The organism is Streptomyces rhizoryzae (assembly GCF_023155275.1).
In the GTDB taxonomy this organism is placed as follows: Bacteria; Actinomycetota; Actinomycetes; order Streptomycetales; family Streptomycetaceae; genus Streptomyces; species Streptomyces rhizoryzae.
Genome location: NZ_JALMUV010000038.1, coordinates 1 through 20,991, shown reverse-complemented (window position 1 = coordinate 20,991; position 20,991 = coordinate 1). Strand labels below are relative to the sequence as shown.

The window sequence follows — 20,991 nt, the reverse complement described above, 5'->3', positions numbered from 1 at the left end:
CTCCTCAACGGGTGCTGTCAGCAGGCGGGGCAGCCTGTTCGGTACGTATCACCTGGAACGCCTCGGCCAGCCTGCCCTCCGGCAGACCGCCCGCCGCGGCCTGCCCGCGCAACCGGGAACGTATGTCATCCGCCAGGTTCGCACGGTGCGCGGTCTGCGACGTGTGGGCACGCAGTGCGGCCAGCTTGCGGTCGAACACGTCGGTGACGTCGACCCAGGTGTCGGGGCGCGGCGAGGTCATCACCCAGATCTCCGGGACGACGCACGGCCGCAGCCCCTCGGACAGCAGCTCCGGATAGGCGCGCGGGTTGCGGGCGTCCGGGTAGAGCGCCGCCAGCGCGGCCTCTCCCGCGGCGCGGTGGTCGGGATGGATGTCCGGCAGGAAGTCCCAGTTGAGCTCCGGGCTCTGGATCAGCGCCCGCTGCGGGCGGACCCGCCGGACCACCCGGGTGATCTCCCGCCGCAGCGCCAGGTCGACCGTCAACTCCCCGTCGGGCAGGCCGAGGAAGACGACCTCCTTGACCCCCAGGGCGTCGGCGGCGGCCCGCTGCTCCGCCTCCCGGACGCCGGCCAACGCGGCGCGCGGCACGGCCGGGTCCTCGCCCCCGGCCGCGCCGTCGGTGAGCACCAGGTAGGTCACCTCGGTGCCCGCCGCGGTCCACTGCGCGACGGTGCCGCCCGCCTTGAAGTCGGTGTCGTCCGGGTGCGCCGCGATCGCGAGCACCCGCTCCACCGGGCCGAACGGGGACTGCGCGGGTCCGGCGTACGTCACGCGGGCTTCACCCCGGCGGTGAACAGGAAGGACCGCGGGACGTTGGGCACCGAACGCGGCGGCACCGGGAACGGCCAGCGGTCGAAGGCGGCGCCCTCCTCACCGGGCTGGAGCAGTTCCTCGGTCGCCCAGCCGCACGAGTCCAGGAACTCCTCCGGCGCGTCGGTGCCGAACAGCCACGGGTTGCCGTCCTCCATCAGGACCCGCATGAAGCCCTTGGCGAGCGGGTTCTTGAGGGTGGCCTGGCTGGTCATGTCGCCGATCAGCACGGACCCCGGCGCGGACAGCTCGCGCAGCGACCCCAGCAGGCCGCGCACCACGTCCTCGGGCAGGAAGAAGAACAGCCCCTCGGCCACCCACAGGGTCGGCTGCCCGGCGTCGAAGCCGGCCGCGCGCAGGTCGTCCTGCCAGGCGGCGGCCAGGTCGACCGGTACCGCCTGGCACCGGCTGACGGCTCCCTCCGCACGCTGCGGCGGGTTCTCGGCCAGCAGCGCCGCCTTGGTCTCCAGCAGCGCCGGCCGGTCCAGTTCGTAGAGCGTGACCCCCTCGGGCCAGGTGAGCCGGACGGCCCGCATGTCCATCCCGGCGGCCACCAGCACCACCTGGCGGATCCCGCGCTCCCGGACGGTGCGGAGGATGGCGTCGTCCATGTACCGGCTGCGCACCAGCACGAACGGGACGACGGCGGAACCGGCATAGCGTTCCAGCAGCGCGAAGCCGGTCTCACCGGCGACCAGGCGCGCGTAGGGGTCGTGGAAGATGCGGTCCGGCCGTTCGGACTCCAGCGCGCGCGCCGCGGCGGTCCACTGCGCGGTCTTGGACACGGGCTCCATGACCTGCTTCACCGATTCCATGCGTCACTGCTCCCTGTCTGTCGAGGTTGTGCCGGGGCGCGCTCAGGCATCCCGGCGCCGGAAGATGCTGTGCAGGACCATGCTGAAGACCGCGGAGCCCTGCGGATCGAGCAGTTCGCACCGGGGACGGACGATGCCGGAACCGCGACGGCCGAGCACCGGGCCGACCCCCAGCACCGTCAGCCGCGCCTGTAGTACGTCCCCGGGCCGCACCGGATGGTGGAACCGCACCTCGTCCACCCCGGGGGAGCCCTCCCCGGCGGACCGGTTCAGGATCTCCTCGACGTACCGCCGCATGAACAGCGAGGCCGTCAGCCAGCCGCTGGCCACCAGGCCGCCGAAGGCGGAGTCCCGGGCCTGCTCCGGATCGGTGTGGAAGACCTGCGGGTCGTAGGCGCGGCCGAAGCGGAGGATCTCCTCCTCGGTGACCTCGACCTTGCCCAGCTCGAACACGGCCCCCACGGGGAAATCTTCTAGGTAGAGCATTGCTGAACCGACCTACCATTCCGCGCTGATGAGTTCCTCCGGCCGTGCCCCGACCAGCCGGTACCGTTCCGGGGCGGCCGGCCGCCCGGTGTAGAGCCGGAAGAGGGTGGGGACATCGGTGCGGAGCCGCGCCGGGTCCCGGCCCTCGACCGGTGAGCCGAGGACCAGTTCCCGGTCGTCGAGCGTGACGTGCACCTGCGGGGCGGCGGTCACCCGGGCGCATCCGGCGAGCGCCGCCAGCGCCTCCGCCGTCCCCGCGCTGTGGTACGCGTCGGACATCCCCAGCGCCTCCCGGACGTCGCCGCCGTGGATCCACGTCCCCAGCGCCGCCAGGTCCTTGGTGCCGCCGGCCGCGCGGATCGCGGGGCCGGCCACCGTCAGACCGCGCTCGAACTCGTCCAGCACGTCGGCGAACGGCCAGTCCCGGCGCTCCTCGACGTCCCGCTGGTTCTGATCGTGGCTCGCCCGGTACGCCGCGCCGGCGGTCAGTCCCACCAGCGCCGCCGCGCAGTGCGCCACCACGTCGCGCACCGTCCACGCCGGGCACACGGTGCGCCGCCCGGCCATCTCCGGCGGCAGATCGCGCAGCGCGGGCAGCAGGGTCTCGCGCTCGGCCCGCAGCAACCGCTCGGGACCGGTCTCCACGGCCGGAGCGGTCACGCCACGCCTGCCCGGAAGTACCGCTCCTCGATCCGCCGCAGGGTGCGGAAGTCGTCGATGTCCAGGGTCTCCATGTCGATCTCCTCGCCGCTGAGCCGGGAGACCAGCAGCATGAACTCGACGAAGGCCAGGGAGTCGATGAGCCGGTTCTCCAGGATGTCGAGATCCGGGTCTATGTCGGGCGTCTCCGGGTGGCGGGCCAGGATCCACTGCTTGAGCTGATCGCGTTCAGAGTGCACGGGAAGTCCCTTCGGTGTGTGCGGCTGATGCCAGTGCCTGGTCTGCCTTCGTGACGGCCTCGTCGGCCGCTTCCCAGTCGCCGTAGCGGTCGTGCAGCACGGCGAGCCACCGCTCCAGGCCGAACGCGACGCAGCTGGTGAACACCGGCCGCCCGCTGTCGGCCAGTTGGATGGCGCAGCGCTCGCCGAAGAAGTTGCGGTGCTTGTTCACCGACGCGATGGCCAGTTCCCCGGCCAGGAACTCGAACTTGACCGGCGCGATGCGCTGCAACAGCGCGCGCGGGCCCTCGCCGTCGAAGAACGGGTCGGTCGCCGCCTCCTTGCGCAACGGCAGGTCCAGCGCCTCGGCGAACCGCAGGATGCGCGAGGAGAAGCGGTCGATGTGGTCCTCGACGAACTCCTGCTCGCCCAGCGCCACGATCTCCCGCATGTGGAAGCCGAGCAGCCTGCGCAGCCCGGAGTACCGCTCCTCCCGGCGGAAGCACCGGCCGACCAGGGTCATCAGGGTGTTCCCGGGGATGCTGGTGCCCTCCAGCCCCAGGTAGACCGCGTAGCAGGTGGCCGAGGGCAGGGCGATCTCCGCGCTCTGCAACTGCTCCGGAGGGAACGCCTCGATGACGGAGGCGTCCTGGCCCTGCGGGCGGCGCTCCAGGTCCAGCGCGTTGACCACCAGTGCCTGGTGCGGGAAGTTCTGGTAGTAGTCGAGCTTCGCCAGCTTGGCGACCGGCAGCAGCGGTGCCCCGATGACCGGGGCGGCGCCGTCCTCGGTGCCCCACCGCTCGAACATGTCGTCCAGGTGCCGCAGGAGCCGGGCTTCACCGGGACGCAGGTAGGCGAGACCGTTCGTTTCCATTCAGGTCCTCCTTCGCCCGGTTCAGATGGCCGGCAGCACGTCGTCGGCGAAGATCCCCGACTTGACCATGAAGGACATCGGCTTGCGCACCACCTTGCGCTCCAGGTCGCGGCGGGCCGGGTCGGAGACCAGCCGCTCGCGGAACTCCAGCGGCTTGTCGATCCGGGCGTCCCGGTAGACCTGCGGGTTGTAGAAGGAGCGGAGGCTGAAGACGATGTACCGCTTCAGGTACTGCTCGATCTCCTGGCGCTGCTGGTCGGTCATGGTCCGCGCCAGCTCCGCGTAGAGCATCGAGACCAGTTCGCGGCCGAACGCGATGTGCCGGGACTCGTCCTCGTGGTGCACCCGGTTGACCTTGCGGATGGTCTCGTGCAGGGAGTCGTCGGCGGCCATCCGCATGTTGTAGAAGTCGACTATCTCCTCGAACAGCAGGATCCTGGAGAACACCAGGAAGTTCTCCACCTGGGCGTTGTCATGCGGAATGGAGTGGAGTTTCGGCCCGGAGTAGATCTTGTTGCCGTACCGCAGGCAGAACTCGGCGAAGAACCACATGTGCTCGTTCTCTTCGCCGATGAAGTGGTGGAAGAAGTCCGAGGGCAGTTCAAAGCCCGCCGTGTGGATGCGTTTGATGACCTCGATCAGCAGCTCGCGGATTCCCTCGACGTTGAGGCTGTAGAAGTTGATGCTCTCCCAGCGCGACAGCCGCTGCGACTCCTCGATCGTCAACTCCTCCGCGACCTGGGTGCCGTAGGTCGACATCAGGTCCTCGCTCATCCACGGCATCTGCTCGGGGAGCGCATCAGGCCAGTCGAACTCGCGGTACGGGTTGTAGTAACCGTCCACCGATTTGTCGACGAGCCGCTTGAGGATCTCGGCGAATCGGGCCGACTGCTCAGGGACGTGCGACGCCTTTGTGGCTGCTGTGGACATGCTTCTCCCTGTCGGGGAATGACTGGAGGTGAATGAGTGGGGGGTGGGCGTTACTTGTCGCCGGGAAGTCCGAGAAACAGCGCCCGCTGTATGAAGTTACGAATCCACTTATCCCGGCGTGGTTACTGGCCGGGCGGCGGACATTGAGATGCTAGGCGATCGCCACAGCCACTGGCCAGCGTCGATCCGCCCGCCACTAAGCGGAATTCACTTCTCCAATTTCCTCACGCGCCGTCCCCGGCAGGGGCCTGAGCAGCTCATTCTCCGTTTGTTGCAGCAATATTGCAGCCAGATTAAGTGATCAAGGTGCCCTCAAACGTGAGTTTGCCCCCGCTGGACGTTTTTCAGCCGCCCCCGAAGTACCTCGAACCCGAGGTCATAGGGGATGCGCCGATAGCGCCGGCCCCCGACTCCTCGTCAGGGACGCATCGCCGCCGCCCCACTTTGGCACGTTCCCGTCCTTGGGTAGTTCCCCATTCCCGAAAGACCTTTCCTCACTGTCGCCGACGGAGAGGGCGATGTCCAGAGTCAATTCCGCAATCCGGGAATACCTTTCCGTTGGGTGGGGGCTGGGGGTGCCTCGTCCCCTGCCTGGCCGCCCGGTCCGCGGCGGTGCCGCTTCGCCCCGACCGCCGTCCGCTCGGCTCGTGCGGGCCGGCGGGGTGCCTGGCCGGCCCGAGAGGCTGGGGTGCCGACCGCTGCCGTATCCAGGCACGGGCGACGAATTGTCGTGGATTTGTAACGGGTGGAGGTGCGGCGCAACGAGCCGGTCGGACGGTCCGTCTGGTTGATCAGCGAAGCGCACCGGGCGCTTCCGCGAACGGATGGGTCTCGGTGAGACCCACAGGAGGGGAAGTCCATGACCAGGACGAAGAAGACCGGGATGACGACGCGCGGGGGCCGGTTGGCCGTGGTCGGTGCACTGGGCCTGGCCGCAGTGACGCTGGCCGCCGGACCGGCGTTCGCCAAGGGCACCGTCGACATCACGGCGCCGCCCACGGCGCAGGTCGGCAAGACCATCGCGGTCACCGCGCACGGTGGCGACGACAGCGCCGGCTTCCTGCACCAGCTGTGTGTGGAGGAGAACGGCTTCGGCGAGGGGTGGCACCAGGAAACCTGTAGCGCCGTGGGCAAGGGGGAGGTGCGGGTCACCGCCCAGGGCACGGCCGCGCGCCGCGGCGACCTGCAGTTCCGCGCCGTGCTCTACGGCCTGACCAGTGCGCACGACCAGCACCCGGTGCGCCTGCACGCCTCTGACGTGGCGACGGTGCACGTCCGCTGAGTCAGCAGCGCGGCCGTGGACGGTGCACCACCACGGTCCACGGCCGCGCGGTTCGCCGGAGAGACCGGGGACGGTCCCTCCGGCGAACCTCACCCTCTTCCGGCTGGCCGTGCGGCCCCGCCGGACTGCCGCCCGGCCGTCGCACGGCCGGGCAAACGCCCTGTCGCAGCCGCGCACGCGGTGCGGGGTGGAAGGCCCTCGGTGCGGTTCCCGCGCCCGCGGACGGTCGTCGGACGCCATACGGCCCCGAGCCGGCCCCGGTCGCCGGCGTGAGCCAGGCACCGCGTGCCCCAGGCACCGGCGGCCCCAGGCACCGGCGGCCCCAGGCACCGGCGTGCCCCGGGCGCCGCCGCTCCCCACCGCTACCGGGCCAGGCCGGCAACGCCGGCAACCAACCCCCCGGAGCCGTGCCACTCACAGGTCGCGCCGGCGGACGGCGACCACAGCGACGACTGCCGCGGCGAGCGGCCAGGCCGCGTAGACGATCCACGAGCCGCTGACGGTCGCCGGACAGGGGGACGAAGCGAAGGGATCGCCCATCTGCACCAGGCGTTCCCAGGCACTGCGCGGCAGGGCGTGAAGGACGGCGGACGACCAGCGGTGCCGGTCGCTGAGCAGGAACGGCAGCAGCAGCAGAACGCCGGTGAAGGCCACGATCGTGGTCGCGGTGTGCCGGATGACGGCGCCGAGTCCCATGCCGATGAGCGCGCACACCGGAGCGAGCAGCGCGGACGCCGCGACGGCGCGGAGCGCACCGGGGTAGCCGGGGGAGAGGCCGATGTCCCGGCCGGACAGGACGGCCTGGGTCAGGCCGAAGGAAACGCCCGCGACGACCGCGCCGTAGACCAGCATGACTGCCGTCACGACCGACATCTTGGCCGCCACGACCGAGCGGCGGGCGGGGACGGCCGCGAACGTCGTGCGGATCTGTCCGGTGCTGTATTCGCCGACGACCGTCAGGGCGCCGATGCTGCCGGTGGCCAGTATCAGAACCATGCCGGCGCCCGTGGTGAAGGCGTCCCGCATGGCCCAGATCGGCACGAACAGGGCCCGGATCCCTTGGCTGTAGGTCGGCCAGTTGTTGTAGTCCGCGACGGCCGCGCTGAGGTTGATCGCGAGGATGACCAGCGCGCCGGCCGCGAATGCCCAGGAGGAGGAGCGCAACGACCACAGCTTGATCCACTCCGCGGCGAGCAGGTCCCGGAAACGGGAGCGGGGCTCGGCGGCGCGTACGGCGGCGGAGGCGGCCGCGGGCTGCCCGGTGGTTGAGGTCATCGGGATCCTCCTGCGCGGTACTCGACGCTGTCGGCGGTCAGTTCCATGAACGCCTCCTCCAACGAGGAGGTACGACCGGCCAGTTCGTGGAGCACGATGCGGTGCTGGAAGGCCAGCTCTCCGATACGGGCCGCGCTCAGGCCGGACACGGTGAGCACCTCCTCCGCACGTGCGCCGTCCCGCTCCACCCGCGCCCCCTCGGCTTCCAGCACAGCTGCCAGCGCGAGGGCGCCGGGCGTCCGCACGGCCACGCTCCGGCGGGTGCCGCGCGCCGCGAACTCCGTCACGCTCTCGTCGGCGATCAGCTCGCCGCGGCCGACCACGATCAGGTGCTCGGCGGTGTTCTGCATCTCGCTCATCAGATGGCTGGAGACGAACACGGTGCGCCCCTCGGCCGCCAGCCGCCGGAACAGCCCGCGCGCCCACCGCACGCCCTCCGGGTCCAGGCCGTTGACCGGCTCGTCGAACAGCAGCACCGGCGGATCACCGAGCAGCGCCGCGGCGATGCCGAGCCGCTGCTTCATGCCCAGGGAGAACCCGCCGATCCGGCGCCGGGCCGCCGCGGCCAACCCCACCTCCTCAAGGACCTCCGTCACCCGCCGCCGCCCGATGCCGTTGCCGCGGGCCAGGGCGGACAGGTAGGCCGCCGCGCTGCGACCGCCATGGACGTCATGGGCGTCGAGCAGCGCACCGGCCTGGCGCAGGCCGCGCGGATGGTCCCGGAACGGGCGACCGCCGATGGTGGCGGTGCCACTGGTCGGTTCGGTCAGCCCCAGCAGCATCCGCAGCGTCGTGCTCTTGCCGGCCCCGTTGGGACCCAGGAACCCGGTGACGTGTCCGGGCCGCACGATGAAGGACAGACCGTTGACAGCAGTGGTCTTGCCGTACCGCTTGGTCAGTTCATTGACTTCGATCACCCGGCCAACGGTGCCGGGAAGAGCATCCGCACCGCATCGGCCCGCGGGCCACACCCGCAAAACGGCCGGGTAGCCCGTGGGCGTACGCCCACGGACCACTGTTCCGCCCCTGGTCAGAGGATTACGATCACCTCATGTCCGCCACGCCGCCGCGTCCTGCGCTGCCCTGGCACCCGCGGCCGGCCGCGCGGGCGGCCCTGGCCTGGTGCGGGGCCCTCGCCTACCCCTTCGCCCTGTTCCTCACCACCCGCGGCACCCCTTTCGACTCTCCCGGCCTGCCCCTCGTCTCGGCGGCCGCGGTCACGGTCCTGCCCCTGGCATTGCTGCGCCGCCACCCCCTGCCGGCCCTGGCACTGATACTCCTCGGCACCTACGCGACCGCAACCACGAGCCCCTTCCCGCAAGTCGTGTACCTGCTGGTCCTGGCGCACGATCTCGCCACCGCCTACCTCGTGGCCACCCGGACCCGCCGCACCGCAGTCACCGCCGCCGCCCTGACACTCGCCACACAGCTCGCCGTCACCGCACGCCTGGGCACCGGACCGGACGGCTTCACCCGCACGACCGTGACCCTCGTCCTCGCCCTCACCGCCGCCTGGCTGACCGGCCACTCGGTGCGCGAACGCCGCGAGCACGCCGCGGCCCTCCGCTCGCAGACCGCCGCCCAGGCAGTCGCCGCCGAACGGCTCCGCATCGCCCGCGAGCTGCACGACATGATCGCCCACAGCATCGGCGTCATCGCCATCCAGGCAGGCGTGGGCCGCCGGGTCATCGACACCCAGCCCGACCAGGCCCGCAACGCGCTGGCCACCATCGAGGACACCAGTCGGGAAACCCTCGCCGGACTCCGGCGCACCCTGGGCGCCCTGCGCCACACCGAACCGGGCCGCACCGCACCGGCCGCACCGCGCGAACCGGCCCCGGGACTGGCCGACCTCGACCGGCTTGCCGCCGCCACCGGAAACGCGGGCGTCGACGTCCACGTGCAATGGCGCGGAGAACGACGGCCCCTGCCCCCCGACATCGACCTGGCCGCCTTCCGCATCGTCCAGGAATCCCTCACCAACGTCGTACGCCACGCGGACACCCCCGACTGCCGCGTCACCCTCGGCTGCCAGGGCGGCGAACTGACCATCGAGGTCACCGACGACGGCCGCGGCGACCGCGGCGGCCGCACCCCCGGCACCGGATACGGCCTCACCGGCATGCGCGAACGCGTCACCCTGCTCCGCGGCCAATTCACCGCCGGCCCCCGGCCCGAAGGCGGCTTCCGCGTGACGGCCCGGCTCCCCCTCCCCGAAGGAGTACACCGGTCATGACGGTGCGCGTCGTGCTCGCCGACGACCAGCCGCTGGTCCGCAACGGCCTGCGCGTCCTGATGGCAGACGCCCCCGACATCGACGTCGTGGGAGAGGCCGGAACCGGCGCCGAAGCGGTCCAACTCGTCCGCGACACCGAGCCCGACGTGGCCGTGATGGACATCCGCATGCCGGACATGGACGGCATCGAGGCCACCGGACTGATCACCGCGTCCACCGGTGCCACCCGCGTCCTCATCCTCACCACCTTCGATGACGACGACTACATCTACGGCGCGCTCCGCGCCGGGGCGAGCGGATTCCTCGTCAAGGACATGGCGCTGGACGACATCCTCACGGCGATCCGCGTGGTCGCCGCCGGAGACGCCCTGATCGCACCGAGCGTCACGCGCCGCCTGATCGCAGAGTTCGCCGCCCGCCCCGAACCCGCACCCCGCCCGCGGCCGGTCGGAAACATCACCGAGCGGGAACGCGAGGTCCTGACCCTCGTCGGCCGCGGCATGTCCAACAGCGAGATCGCCACCCGCCTCCACATCAGCGTGGCCACCGCAAAGGCCCACATAGCCCGCCTCCTCACCAAACTCGAAGCCCGCGACCGCATCCAACTCGTCATCACCGCCTACGAGTTCGGCCTGGTAACCCCATCCCGGTGAACGCACACCAAGCTCCTCGGCCGCCGTGACGCGCCACCTGTCGGACGCGGTGACGCCGAGAGAAGGTGTTCCCCACGGCGCCGCAGCCTGCGCAGTGGGGGCCCGGGCTCCCTCGGCAGGCCCGAGTCCGGGTCCCCGCACCGCCGGGGCGGGGCAGACCGTGCACCGGGCGGGGCAGGCACCTGCTCAGTGGCCGAGCCCGGTGACGTGTCAACGCCCCTTTTCCGTGTGGCACTTCGAGGGGAGACCACGTTGACGTAGGCTCCTGGGTGGTCTGTCGGGTGTGCGGAGAGGGGCGACGTGGGCACCGGGTTCGCAGCGCCCAGGTGACCGCCCCCACCGGGGTGGTGTCGCTCCTGGTGCGCAACGGCGACGCCTTGGCCATGCGGCCGGGTCTCCGCGGCGACGGGGACGGCGTGGAGGAGGCTTTCGAGGGGACTGGCTATCTCAACCGCATCGGCGTCAGGGCCCGCGCCGACCGCCTGGACGACTTGACGGCTGTGCTCACCGAGCTCGGCATGCCGGTGCGCGAGTGGTACGGCGTTCGGGTACTCACCGACACCACTGCCTCCGATGCCGCGGTGCCTGAGCCGGAGCAGCTGGGACGGCTTTGTTCAGCCCGGCGGGGTGTCCATCAGGGCGGTGACATAGGCGTCCAGTCGCTTCTCCACGGCTTGCGTTGTCAGCTCTGCCCTCCCCGTCGCCTGCCACGACTGGGCGATCACCTGCACTTCTTCTGAGCATGCCAGCCCGTCCCGCACCTGCCAGTACAGCCGTTCGCTCGCGGTGGCGGCCAGCACCCCGCCGGCTTCCTCGTACGCCTCGGCGAACCGCAGCCCCCATGCCGGGCCGTGCAGCAGGGCGAGGATGGTCGAGCAGTGCGCCACATCGAGGTCCGTCGGACCCCAGGAGGCCGCTGCCCAGTCCACGACCCCGGTGATCCGGACCTCTGCCCGGTGCGGGGACGGCACAGCGAACAGCACGTTGCCGGGTTGGAAGTCGCGGTGCAGGAAGCGCCCTTCATAGGGCGGCGGAGACTGGCGGATCATACGGATCGCCGCGGCCCATACCGCCGCGTTGGCGCCGTTCGGAACCACCACCGTATCGGCGGTCGTCAACGTCTCGAACGTCCGGGGCCGCACGGTGGGACGCACCGCGTGGATCGCCACGAGCTGCCGTGCCAGCAGAGGAACACGCAGGTGCAGTCCCTCGTCGTCGAGGACTGTCCGGCCGGGCAGATGTGTCATGAGCAGCGAGGGATATTCGCACTGTGCGGCGGTCGGATCCACCGCGACCAGTCCAGGAGCCGGCACGCCGGTCCCCCTGAGCAGGGCCAGCGCGCCGGCCTCCCTGTTCAGCCAGTCCTCGGCGCGCTCCACGGAGAACGGATCGACGAAACTCCGCAACACCAGGTCACGGGTGCCTCCGTCCCGTGTGCTGAGGGTCAGCCTCCGCACTTCGGCCGTGATGCCGCCGTGCAGCGCCTCACCCCCGACGATCCGTTCGCCGACCTCCAGGTGTCGGCTCACCCACGCCAGGGTCAACGGCCGGACAATCGCCGCTGCGTCGTGGTCAGTCACCATGTCACCTCATCATCCGGACGGCGGTACGGGCGCCACCGGTCCCTGACGAGGACCCGGAACGCCTCACTGTTGATCAAGGGGACAGGCGCGTGCCCGGCAACGTTCGGGACCGTCGATATCCGGCAGCCGTTTTCGCCCGTGCAGTCGGCATGAGCTGTCGCAGAGCCCGGCGGTATCCGCTCCCGCATCCTATTGCGTCGCGTGCCCATGGTCCCGGCCGCCGACCGTCGATCAACAGAGGTGAGGCGCAAGCTGCGTTCGCCGGCCATGCGCTGATCGACTCGGTGGTCGTAGCGCGTGATCGGTTCCCGCGATCGCTGACGGTTGAACGGATCGAGCGTGCTGCCGAGCACCTGCTGGGCACACCTCGGTGGCCGCGGCGCAGTCACTCCGCAGCTGTCCCGCAGTCACTTCGGCCGGTTCCTTTCCGGTCATGCCCGCCCGGGCCCGTTGCCGTCCATGCCGTAGGGGTGCTGAGGTCGTGCTGACCACAAAAAAGGGGGAAACATGGTGTCGGTCCGTTTCCGATTGCTGGGCGGCATCGAGGTGCTGACGGAGGGCCGGGCGGTCGACGTGGGCCATCTGCGGCAGCGCTGCGTCCTGGCCGTCCTGCTGGTCGATGTCGGACGACCCGTGTCCGTGGACCGGCTGATCGATCGTGTCTGGGCCGACCGCCCGCCCCAACGCGTCCGCGACGCCCTCTACAGCTACCTCTCCCGGCTCCGCCGTGCACTGACCCACGTGCCGGGGACAGAGATCGAGCGGCGAAGCGACGGCTACCTGCTCCACACCCGGCGCGAGACGATCGACCTCCACCACTTCCGCGGGCTGCTGGCGCGCGCCCGGGCCGTCACCGACGACGAGCAGGCCATGAGCCGGTACGAACAGGCCCTGGGCCTGTGGCACGGTGAGCCGTTCGGCAGCGTGGACGGCCTGTGGTTCCAGCAGCTGCGCGATGCCTTGCGCCAAGAGCGCCTGGCGGCCGAGCTGGACCGCAACGACCGCGCCCTGCGCTGCGGCCGGCACACCGCCTTGGCAACCGAATTGACCGCCCGGGTCGAGGAACACCCGCTGAACGAACGCCTCGCTGCCCAGCTGATGCTCGCCCTCCACCGCTGCGGCCGCCCCGCCGAGGCGCTGGCCCAGTACCGCCGCATTCACCGCGCCCTGGCCAAGGAACTGGGCATTGCCCCCGGCGAACACCTGCACAGCCTGCACCAGCGACTGCTGGCATCCGCCCCGGCCGCCGCGACCGTCAACACCGCACGCACAACGGCGGACCGAGGCAGACCAACCGGCAAGAGCGCACCCACCACCGTGGACAACAGCAGCCCCCACGTGACCGCGATCAGCAGCAAGTCCCACGCGGCCGCAGACAGCAGCAGCCCCTCCACCACCGCGGGCAGCCGCAACCCCCACACAATCCCGGACAGCACCACACCCCCCTCACGCCCCACGCCCCCCTCATCCCGGAACGCCCCCCGCCCCGGGACGGACGACACCTCACCCCACCATCCACCGCACCGAATCCCGCACCAACTCCCGCCGACCACCCCCCACCTGACCGGCCGCGCCGCCGAACTCGCCTTCCTGGACGGCCGGCTCGCCGCCGCCCGAGCGCCCGGCTCCACCCCGCTCGTCACCCTCAGCGGCCCGGCCGGTGTCGGCAAGACCACCCTCGCCCTCCACTGGTCCCACCGGGCCAAGCACCACTTCCCCGACGGCCAGCTCTACATCGACCTGCGCGGTTTCTCCCCCGGCGCCCCGCTGCCGCCCGCCGAGGCCACCCACCGCTTCCTGGAAGCCCTCGGCACCCGCCCAGGCACCATTCCGACAGACCCCACGGCCCGCTCCGCCCGGTTCCGCACTCTCGTCGACGGCAGGCGCCTGCTCCTGGTCCTGGACAACGCCTACGACACCGACCAGGTGCGCCCCCTGCTCCCGGGCAGCGCGCACTGCCTGGTGCTGGTCACCAGCCGCCGGCACCTCACCGGCCTCGCCGTCCACCACGAGGCGCGGCCTCTCGCCCTGGACGTCCTCAGCACGCAAGCGGCCGGGGAGTTGCTGACCGGCCGCCTCGGCCCGGACCGCGCCCGTGCCGAACCGGAGGCCCTCGCCGAACTGGTCGAGCACTGCGGCCGCCTGCCGCTCGCCCTCGGCATCGTCGCCGCCCGCGCCACCACCAGCCCTGATCTTCCGCTGAGCACGCTGGTGGCGGAGCTGCGCGACACGCGGCACCGGCTGGCCGCGCTGTCCACGGGCGACGGCCGGGACACCGACCTGGCCTCGGTGTTCTCCTGGTCCTACCGCGCGCTGTCGCCCGCCGCCGCCCGGCTCTTCCGGCTGCTGGCCGAGCACCCGGGCCCGGACACCACCGCGGCGGCCGCCACCGCCTCGGCCGGGTTGCCCCCCGACCACCTCTGCAAGCTGCTGGCCGAACTCGTCGACGCGCACCTGGTGCAGCGCCGCCCGGCAGGCCGCTACCAGATGCACGACCTGGTCCGCGCCTACGCCACCGGCCGGCTGGCCGCCGACGAACCGGAACCGGACCGCCGCGCGGCCCGGCGCCGTCTGTTCGACCACTACCTCCACTCGGCGCTGACCGCCGACCGCCTGCTGGACGAGCACCGCGACCCCGTCCCCGTGGACGCCCCCGCCCGCGGCGCCGGTCCGTGCGAGTTCACCGGCCCCGAACAGGCCCAAACCTGGCTCCTCGCCGAACAGGCCGTCCTGGTCGCGGCCGTGGACGACGCCGATCGCGGCGGCCCGGCCGGACACACCTGGCGGCTCGCCTGGGCCCTCGCCCCTCACCTCCAGCGCACGGGTGCCTGGACGCAGTGGGCGAGGGTACAGCGCACCGCCCTGGCTGCCGCGACCCGTACCGGCGACGCCACCGGCCAGGCCCACGCCGCACACGGCCTCGGCCTGGCCTGCGCCTGGACCGGGCAGCACGCCGAAGCCCACACCCACCTCGCCGCCGCCCTCACCGCCTACACCGACCTCGGCGACCTGCGCGGCCAGGCCCACACCCACCGCACCCTGGCCTGGCTCGCCCAGCAGCAGAACCGGCCCGCCGACGCCCGCCACCACGCAGTCCGCACCCTGCACTGCTACACGCGGGCCGGATTCCTCCCCGGCCAGGCCAGCGCGCTCAACGCGATCGGCTGGTATCAGGCCCTGCTGGGCCGGCACCGCCAGGCACTCTCCGCCTGCGGCCGCGCCCTGCGCCTGTTCGAGCAGGTCGGCAACACCACCGGCCAGGCACACAGCTGGGACAGCCTCGCCTACGCCCACCGCGGCCTTGGCCGGTACCAGGATGCGATCGCCTGCTACGACCAGGCGCTGCGCCTCTTCCGGATGCCGGGAGACCGCTACCACAGCGCCGCGTCGCTGGCCGGGCTCGGGGACATCCACCACGCCACCGGCGATCTGCCCGCGGCGCGGACGGCGTACGGCCAGGCCCTGGCGATCCTGGAGGAGCTGGACCACCCGGAGGTGAAGGAGGTGCGCGAACGGCTCCGGTCAGCGGATTCCAGAAACGCACAAGGTTCCCCCAAGACCGGGCAGCCAGGATGACGGCACCTCGACCACCAGGAAGGAAGACCATCCATGCGACTGACCACCGCCGCCAGGGCCGGGGCCCTGGCAACCGCCGTCACCCTGCTCGGCCTGGCAAGCACCGCCGCCCCGGCCCAGGCGACGACCACCGAGAACCCCACCCCCTTCGCCTCCCAGATCCGGCGTGCGGGCCTGACCGCCTCCCAAGCCGCCCAACTCCAGCACCGGGTCGATCGCTACCTGGCGCAGTACGGCGGCAAGCAGGTCTCCGCCAACCGGATCCTCATCCCGGACGGCCAGATCACCGTCGCCGTACCCGGCGAGACCTACGCACGCGACCTGGGCGCCACGAAGAAGAGTGCTGCCAAGTCCGCCGTCCGCACTCCGTCGGGCACAGTGCTGCCGGCGGACGCGAGCGACTGCGCGTACAAGAACTTCTGCGGCTGGAAGGGCGCGCACTACACCGGCGACATCTGGCAGAAGGGGAAGTGCAACGTCTACGCGGAGATCCCCCGGGGCTGGAACAGCGGGGGCTCCTGGTGGAACAATCAGACACCCGGCACCGTGGCCCGCATGTACGGCAAGACCTACAACTTCGTCTACCAGACCCCGCCCGCCAGCTCCTACGACCCGACGGGCAACTGGGGCCCCGTCTGGTACGTCAAGCCCTGCTGACCCCCGGCTCATGAAGCCGCTCCCACCACGCCCGGGCCGGGCCCTTCGCCCTTGGCAAGGCAGGCGACCATGCGTCCCCCGGCCCGGGCCGAACCACAGATCCGCGCGCCCACCCAGAGCGCCAACCTGGCCGCCTCGGCGGGCCGGGTCGGTGTGTCGTGTGCGGGGTGGTGGGGATGGGCTGCCGGCTCGATCGTCTGCGTGTGTCACATGATGGTGTCGGTCTGGAGTGGGCCTGCGGTGATGTGGATGGTGTGGATCTTTTCGTTGTCATCCAGGCGGTACAGGTGCATGAAGGGAGCCTGGACGGTGGTGTCCGGGTCGGTTTTTTTGGCCATGGTGGCTTCGCCGCGCAGGAAGAGGGTGCCGTCGGGGGTGTCCCAGCATTCCAGGATGGTGTGCTCGATGTGCAGCGGCTCATCGATGGCGATGAAGAACGCTTTGATGGCCTCGGTGCCTGTCACGTGCGCGGTGCCGAAGAACATTTCGGTGTCGTCGGTGGTCCGGGCGAAGCCCTCGCCGAAGTCGAGGGTGTCGATCTCCTGCATGAGTTGCCTGACCCACGTGGGGGCAGGCGTGGGAGTGGCGCGCTGCGTCATTGTTCTTCCTCCTCTGGTCCTCTGGCGTCGTCGTCAGGTCAGCCGGTGGGGGAGTGGGCCGTGAGGAAGGTGTCGATGGCGGCGTTGACCTCGTGGGGGTTTTCCCGGGCGGCCAGGTGGCCGGTGTGCAGCAGCACGTGGAAGGTGCTGCCTTTGATGGCGTCGGCCATCTTGCGCACTGCGTGCACGGGGAACTGGCTGTCTTCCTCGCCGGCGACGATCAGGACCGGGATGTCACCGGGGATGGTCGCCAGCAGCCGGTGTTCGTCCCTGCGGCCGATGAGGATGCTGCGAAGTGCCCACGCCACGGATTTTGGATCGTTGTCCAGTACGACGTCGAGGTAGGTGAGGAACTCGGGGTTCTCGGCCTCGGCGGTCGGTCCGGTGAACGCCGAGCGTGCGGCTTTGGCGGCCAGTTGCGGCATGCGTGCGTGCAGCGCGAGGTAGGTGGCCAGCCCGGTCGCCCAGATGCTTTCGAACGTGGTGGGCAGCGAGGCGGTGCAGTTGATTCCGATGGCGGCGGTGGTGCGCTCGGGGTGGTATGCCGGGAACACTCCGGCCAGCATGCCGCCCCAACTGTTGCCCACCAGCACGCACGTGTCGATGTCGAGCGCGTCCAGGACTTCGACCAAGGCGTCGGCGCACTCCTTGAGGTCGATGATCCGGCGTAACGCGTCGGATGTGCCGTGTCCGGGGCTGTCGATGAGCACCACGCGGTGGGTGGGGGCGAAGTGCTCGTATTGGTAGCGCCACATGGTGCCGTCCATCATCAGGCTCGGCCAGAAGACCATGGCTGGGCGGTCGGTTCGACCGCCCAGGCGCACGTTCAACAGGCCGAGGGATGTCGGTATCAGCTTCTCGGTGACGTCGTTGAGCCAGTCCGTTGGTGACATGGTCATTCCTCACCCGAGGTTCGAATGGATCCGTCACCGGTAGCGTACTACGACTAGTAGCAAATGTAGACTACTTGGGTTCGGCTTCCTGAACCGGCTGCTCTTCGCCGACTCCCGTCCTCGCCGGGAGTGGCTGCAAATCGGCTGCTTCGATGGGGCGGTGGCAGTGACTGCAGGCGAGATAGGGCTCCGTCTCGTTTCCGCAGGAGGTGTGCAGCAAGGGCCGCGCGGGCACCGCCTCGCCGTCGGCGAGGCTCTCCGCCCACCGGGTGACCGCAACGATGGCCGGCACGACCAACTCCCGTGCGCCCTCGGTCAGTCGGTACTCGTACCAGGGCTTGTCCTCCCGGTACGCGTGCTTCTCCAGCAGGCCCAGTTCGGTGAGGTGGTTCAGGCGCGCGGTGAGCATCGTCGCCGAGATGCCCAGTCCGCGCTTGAGTTCGCCGAACCGGTGCACGCCGAAGAAGACCTCGCGCAGGATCTGGTAGTTCCAACGCTCCGAGACCGCCGCCAGGAACGCCTGCCCGTGTTGGAAGACGGCCGGTCGAGGTGTGTTCGCCACAGGGACTCCTCCAGTATGAATCCAAAACTAGTAGTGACATGCTATGGGTGTGCTCTTCCTGGGCTCGGCGATGCTCGCCTGATGGCGGCTGTAGTGCGGTCGCTGTGGCGTACGCAGCGCCGGCAGCCCGCCGACGGGGCGGGCCCCGCACCGCGGATGCGGAGGCGAACTGATGCCGCACCGCACGGAGATTGGCTATCATCGCCGCCGTCACCGTCGGCCGCCCTGGTAGCGGGCCACCCCGCAGTCGGCGCATCCCTGGCGAGCCAAACCCGCAACAGGACCACCCCGAACGGCAGCACTGACCCGATGGCGGTCGGCACCGGGGTTACCTCGAAGCCGCCGCCATCAGGTGAAAAAACCCGTCAACCAGCCGCACGCGCAGCGGCAATGGGCGAAAAGATCGCCCGGCCCAACTCGGCAACACCTCAGCAGCGGCTCGCCGTGGATGCGGCGTCGCGATGCACGCGGCTTCGACCAGCTCGGGTGGCGGGCAGCGACGACCGGCTGCCGGGTTGCAGGAAGGCTGGGGGTGCCTGCGCCCGCTGGGTGGCCTGTAGCCGATTCCAGGTTCGGCTGTTGCCGACAGCAGGTGTTCGGCTGACTGGGGGCTGTTGGCGTCCGCCCGAGCTGCTGCGGGGATCTGCGCGGGGCCTGCTCTGCCGCTGTGCTGCCGCGCGGCTCTGTCCTGGTTGCAGCCGGGGCCTGTCACTTGTGTGGTCCGGTCGCGCCTGGCGGCGGGCAGGCCTGCTCGCGGCCGGGCTTACCGACCGAATCCGGTCGTGGCCCGCCGTCTGGCGGTGGTGGTGTGGTGATGTGGCGGTGGTGGTGACGGCGATCATGCGGCCGATTTGACCGATGCGCTGAGTGCAGCGGCATCAGCGGCATGAGCGGTTTGGGGGCGTCTCCGTTGCTGGGAATGCCTGGTCATCGGGGGAGGTCTCGCCTTTGAGGTCGTTGAGGCAGAGGGTGTCGTGTGTGGCGAGTCGATGGTTTTCCGGGGGGCGGCGACGCGGTCCTTGTCGTGGAGGGTTTGGGCGGTGAGTCCGGTGAGGTTGTTGAAGGGGATGTAGGGCAGGGCTGCGTTGGTGTGTCCGTTGTGCAGGTGGTCGGTGCGGTCGGCGGTGCCGCTGAAGAGGATGTCGACCGGCCGGGCCTGGGGGTGCCGGGTGTAGGTGGCGAGGATTCCCGGGAGCAGGTTTGCATCTCTTTCCGGGTTTGGTCACCAGTCTCAGGGGTGCGTCGTCGGCGGCGCGTTGTGCGTGCTGTACGGCGAGCGTTATGTCGTTCAGTGCATGTCGGCGGTGTTCCAGCAACGCGGCTCCGGCGTGCGTCGAGGCGACGCTGCGGCTGGTGCGGTCCAGTAGCCGTACCCGCAGCCGTGACTCGATGCGCTGGATGGTTTTCGACAGCGCGGGCTGTGCGATGGCCGGTCTTGCGGTAGCGCGACCGAAGTGTCGTTCTTCGGCGACGGCGACGAAGTACCGCAGTTCCCTGATCTCCAACAGATCTATTCTCTCAGGTTATCGAAGGGGGTGGGATGGGTCTTGGACGCAATCGGTGATGTGGTGGTCGGATTGAGGCATGATCCATCACACCTTGTTCGTTCAGTTCACCGGACCGATCCCGACGCTGACCTGGATCAGTACTTCGCTGATGTCGAGAGGGTAATGAAGGGCACCGGGATGCTTGTGACGTTCGCTGCGCAGCGTCATATCTGCGTCCCTGGTGAGGAGCGGATTGCGGCGTTCGTCGCGTCCGCTGTCATCCAAGTCGGCGTCGCGGACCTGGAAGCTCTGGGGGCGCTGTTTGCCTCACCGGAGGTCGACCAGGTGTTTGACACCTGGCGTAGGCGCTACCCGTACAGGCGGCGTGGGCCAACCACCGGGCGCTGGTATGAGCGGCTTCACCGGCAAGGTCGCTCTGGTCACCGGGCCCGGCAGCGGGATCGGGCGCGCCATTGCCGCCGGTTTGGCCCGCCGGGCGCGGCGGTGGCGGTCCTCGACCTGCACCGGGCCGCGGCACACGAGACGGCCGAGGGCATCACGGCGGCAGGGCGCTTGCCGTCCCGACCGGCATCGCTGACGAGAACGCCGTCCACGTGGCGGTCCGCAGGACCGTCACGGCGTGGGGACGGCTGGACGCGGCGATCAACAACGCCGGGGTTCCCTCCAGCGGCCGAAAGCTGACCGAGATGAACAGCCCAGGCATGGGAGCGCGCCCTCCAGGTGAACCTGACCGGGACGTTCTTCTGCCTCGGGCACGAGATCCCGAGCTGCGTCGGGCAGGCGGCGGGGCGATCACCAACATCGCTTCCGGCGGCGGCCTGCATGCCATCCCGCTGTCTCCCGGGTACGTGGCCGGCAAACACGGCATTGTCGGGCTGACGAAGGCCGCCGCCCTCGACCACGCCGGTGACGGTATCCGCGTCAACGCTCTCGCCCCCGGCATGACCCACACCGCGACACTGCACCAGATCGCCAGGGCACGGCCATGATCGCCCAGCACGAAGCACTGACTCCGCTCGGTCGTCTTGCCACTCCGGACGAGATCGCCGATGCCGCCATCTGGCTGTGCTCACAGGAGTCCTCCTACATCACCGGTACCACGCTGCCGGTCGACGGCAAACGCCGCACCTGACCGCAACGACAGCAACGGCGGTGGGAGGAGGGCCGGGCACGCAGCGGACCATCGCCGCCGGGCACGCCGTGCCGCCCAGGCGCCCTGCCCACCGTCCCTCGCCCACCGCCTCAACCTCGTCCTGGGATCGGACCGAGTTCGGGCTCATACGCCTCATTAAGACGTCGTTTCTGATGGCGTGATCGTTCGTTGAGCCGTGCATGACGGATCTGGTGAAGCGGTTGGTGCCGGACGAGCTGTG

At 70.4% G+C, this 20,991-nt stretch carries 19 protein-coding genes and 1 pseudogene; 6 read left to right on the top strand and 14 right to left on the bottom strand.

Annotated features, from left to right (window positions below; genetic code table 11):
- Positions 1-4: 4 nt before the first annotated feature.
- From MUU72_RS25885 to MUU72_RS25855, 7 genes are read right to left on the bottom strand one after another with little or no spacing between them, the layout of a single operon-like run.
- Positions 5-772 carry a PIG-L deacetylase family protein gene (locus MUU72_RS25885; protein ID WP_248015810.1) on the bottom strand — a complete coding sequence of 256 codons (768 nt, stop codon included), beginning with the start codon at positions 770-772 and terminating at the stop codon, positions 5-7.
- A complete protein-coding gene (locus MUU72_RS25880; protein ID WP_248015809.1) occupies positions 769-1,626 on the bottom strand; it encodes a class I SAM-dependent methyltransferase in 858 nt (285 codons plus the stop codon). Before MUU72_RS25880 ends, MUU72_RS25885 begins: the two co-directional genes overlap by 4 nt.
- Positions 1,627-1,668: 42 nt before the next feature.
- Complete coding sequence (locus tag MUU72_RS25875) at positions 1,669-2,088, bottom strand: MaoC/PaaZ C-terminal domain-containing protein (protein WP_248015808.1); 420 nt, start codon at positions 2,086-2,088, stop codon at positions 1,669-1,671.
- A gap of 36 nt (positions 2,089-2,124) precedes the next feature.
- Positions 2,125-2,772 carry a maleylpyruvate isomerase family mycothiol-dependent enzyme gene (locus tag MUU72_RS25870; protein ID WP_248015807.1) on the bottom strand — a complete coding sequence of 216 codons (648 nt, stop codon included), beginning with the start codon at positions 2,770-2,772 and terminating at the stop codon, positions 2,125-2,127.
- Positions 2,769-3,011 (bottom strand): acyl carrier protein, encoded by a 243-nt coding sequence (locus tag MUU72_RS25865; RefSeq protein ID WP_248015806.1) that lies wholly within the window; start codon positions 3,009-3,011, stop codon positions 2,769-2,771. The genes MUU72_RS25870 and MUU72_RS25865 overlap by 4 nt, the downstream gene beginning before the upstream one ends.
- Positions 3,001-3,864: a class-II aminoacyl-tRNA synthetase family protein gene (locus tag MUU72_RS25860; protein ID WP_248015805.1), complete on the bottom strand. Its 864-nt coding sequence runs from the start codon at positions 3,862-3,864 to the stop codon at positions 3,001-3,003. Before MUU72_RS25860 ends, MUU72_RS25865 begins: the two co-directional genes overlap by 11 nt.
- A gap of 21 nt (positions 3,865-3,885) precedes the next feature.
- On the bottom strand, positions 3,886-4,794 hold the full coding sequence (locus MUU72_RS25855; RefSeq protein ID WP_248015804.1) for a diiron oxygenase: 909 nt from the start codon (positions 4,792-4,794) through the stop codon (positions 3,886-3,888).
- Positions 4,795-5,653: 859 nt separating this feature from the next.
- Between MUU72_RS25855 and MUU72_RS25850 the strand changes: the two genes are divergently transcribed.
- Positions 5,654-6,076 (top strand): hypothetical protein, encoded by a 423-nt coding sequence (locus MUU72_RS25850; RefSeq protein WP_248015803.1) that lies wholly within the window; start codon positions 5,654-5,656, stop codon positions 6,074-6,076.
- 414 nt (positions 6,077-6,490) lie between these two features.
- Here the strand turns inward: MUU72_RS25850 and MUU72_RS25845 are convergent, their stop codons facing one another.
- The gene (locus MUU72_RS25845) at positions 6,491-7,351 is read right to left on the bottom strand and encodes an ABC-2 transporter permease (protein WP_248015802.1); all 861 of its coding nucleotides are present in this window, start codon (positions 7,349-7,351) and stop codon (positions 6,491-6,493) included.
- Entirely contained in the window at positions 7,348-8,268 is a 921-nt protein-coding gene (locus MUU72_RS25840) for an ATP-binding cassette domain-containing protein (RefSeq protein ID WP_248015801.1), read from the bottom strand. Before MUU72_RS25840 ends, MUU72_RS25845 begins: the two co-directional genes overlap by 4 nt.
- 134 nt (positions 8,269-8,402) lie before the next feature.
- Here MUU72_RS25840 and MUU72_RS25835 point away from each other — a divergent pair, with 134 nt between their 5' ends.
- Together MUU72_RS25835 and MUU72_RS25830 are read left to right on the top strand one after the other, a co-directional pair.
- Positions 8,403-9,587, top strand: coding sequence for a sensor histidine kinase (locus MUU72_RS25835; protein WP_248015800.1), 1,185 nt, complete (start codon positions 8,403-8,405; stop codon positions 9,585-9,587).
- On the top strand, positions 9,584-10,240 hold the full coding sequence (locus MUU72_RS25830; RefSeq protein ID WP_248015799.1) for a response regulator transcription factor: 657 nt from the start codon (positions 9,584-9,586) through the stop codon (positions 10,238-10,240). The genes MUU72_RS25835 and MUU72_RS25830 overlap by 4 nt, the downstream gene beginning before the upstream one ends.
- Before the next feature lie 614 nt (positions 10,241-10,854).
- On the opposite strand, the gene MUU72_RS25825 is transcribed toward MUU72_RS25830, so the two are convergent.
- Entirely contained in the window at positions 10,855-11,823 is a 969-nt protein-coding gene (locus tag MUU72_RS25825; protein ID WP_248015798.1) for a phosphotransferase family protein, read from the bottom strand.
- 507 nt (positions 11,824-12,330) lie between these two features.
- Here MUU72_RS25825 and MUU72_RS25820 point away from each other — a divergent pair.
- Together MUU72_RS25820 and MUU72_RS25815 are read left to right on the top strand one after the other, a co-directional pair.
- Positions 12,331-15,399: a BTAD domain-containing putative transcriptional regulator gene (locus tag MUU72_RS25820; protein ID WP_248015797.1), complete on the top strand. Its 3,069-nt coding sequence runs from the start codon at positions 12,331-12,333 to the stop codon at positions 15,397-15,399.
- Between the two features lie 33 nt (positions 15,400-15,432).
- Positions 15,433-16,056, top strand: coding sequence for a peptidase inhibitor family I36 protein (locus MUU72_RS25815; protein ID WP_248015796.1), 624 nt, complete (start codon positions 15,433-15,435; stop codon positions 16,054-16,056).
- 206 nt (positions 16,057-16,262) lie between these two features.
- On the opposite strand, the gene MUU72_RS25810 is transcribed toward MUU72_RS25815, so the two are convergent.
- The 4 genes from MUU72_RS25810 to MUU72_RS25795 form a co-directional block, all read right to left on the bottom strand.
- Complete coding sequence (locus tag MUU72_RS25810) at positions 16,263-16,655, bottom strand: nuclear transport factor 2 family protein (protein ID WP_248015795.1); 393 nt, start codon at positions 16,653-16,655, stop codon at positions 16,263-16,265.
- 38 nt (positions 16,656-16,693) lie between these two features.
- Positions 16,694-17,548, bottom strand: coding sequence for an alpha/beta fold hydrolase (locus MUU72_RS25805; protein ID WP_248015794.1), 855 nt, complete (start codon positions 17,546-17,548; stop codon positions 16,694-16,696).
- Positions 17,549-17,618: 70 nt separating this feature from the next.
- The gene (locus MUU72_RS25800) at positions 17,619-18,110 is read right to left on the bottom strand and encodes a winged helix-turn-helix transcriptional regulator (protein WP_248015793.1); all 492 of its coding nucleotides are present in this window, start codon (positions 18,108-18,110) and stop codon (positions 17,619-17,621) included.
- A gap of 878 nt (positions 18,111-18,988) precedes the next feature.
- Positions 18,989-19,615, bottom strand: a complete 627-nt coding sequence (locus tag MUU72_RS25795) for a LysR family transcriptional regulator (RefSeq protein WP_248015792.1) — start codon at positions 19,613-19,615, stop codon at positions 18,989-18,991.
- 596 nt (positions 19,616-20,211) lie between these two features.
- Between MUU72_RS25795 and MUU72_RS25785 the strand changes: the two are divergent.
- Positions 20,212-20,750: pseudogene (locus tag MUU72_RS25785) on the top strand (SDR family NAD(P)-dependent oxidoreductase).
- Positions 20,751-20,991 lie beyond the last annotated feature (241 nt).

Coding starts and splice junctions, on each gene's coding strand:
- MUU72_RS25805 (WP_248015794.1), bottom strand. CDS start 17,548: ATGTCACCAACGGACTGGCTCAACGACGTCACCGAGAAGCTGATACCG.
- MUU72_RS25855 (WP_248015804.1), bottom strand. CDS start 4,794: ATGTCCACAGCAGCCACAAAGGCGTCGCACGTCCCTGAGCAGTCGGCC.
- MUU72_RS25820 (WP_248015797.1), top strand. CDS start 12,331: ATGGTGTCGGTCCGTTTCCGATTGCTGGGCGGCATCGAGGTGCTGACG.
- MUU72_RS25860 (WP_248015805.1), bottom strand. CDS start 3,864: ATGGAAACGAACGGTCTCGCCTACCTGCGTCCCGGTGAAGCCCGGCTC.
- MUU72_RS25825 (WP_248015798.1), bottom strand. CDS start 11,823: ATGGTGACTGACCACGACGCAGCGGCGATTGTCCGGCCGTTGACCCTG.
- MUU72_RS25880 (WP_248015809.1), bottom strand. CDS start 1,626: ATGGAATCGGTGAAGCAGGTCATGGAGCCCGTGTCCAAGACCGCGCAG.
- MUU72_RS25810 (WP_248015795.1), bottom strand. CDS start 16,655: ATGACGCAGCGCGCCACTCCCACGCCTGCCCCCACGTGGGTCAGGCAA.
- MUU72_RS25815 (WP_248015796.1), top strand. CDS start 15,433: ATGCGACTGACCACCGCCGCCAGGGCCGGGGCCCTGGCAACCGCCGTC.
- MUU72_RS25845 (WP_248015802.1), bottom strand. CDS start 7,351: ATGACCTCAACCACCGGGCAGCCCGCGGCCGCCTCCGCCGCCGTACGC.
- MUU72_RS25830 (WP_248015799.1), top strand. CDS start 9,584: ATGACGGTGCGCGTCGTGCTCGCCGACGACCAGCCGCTGGTCCGCAAC.
- MUU72_RS25835 (WP_248015800.1), top strand. CDS start 8,403: ATGTCCGCCACGCCGCCGCGTCCTGCGCTGCCCTGGCACCCGCGGCCG.
- MUU72_RS25850 (WP_248015803.1), top strand. CDS start 5,654: ATGACCAGGACGAAGAAGACCGGGATGACGACGCGCGGGGGCCGGTTG.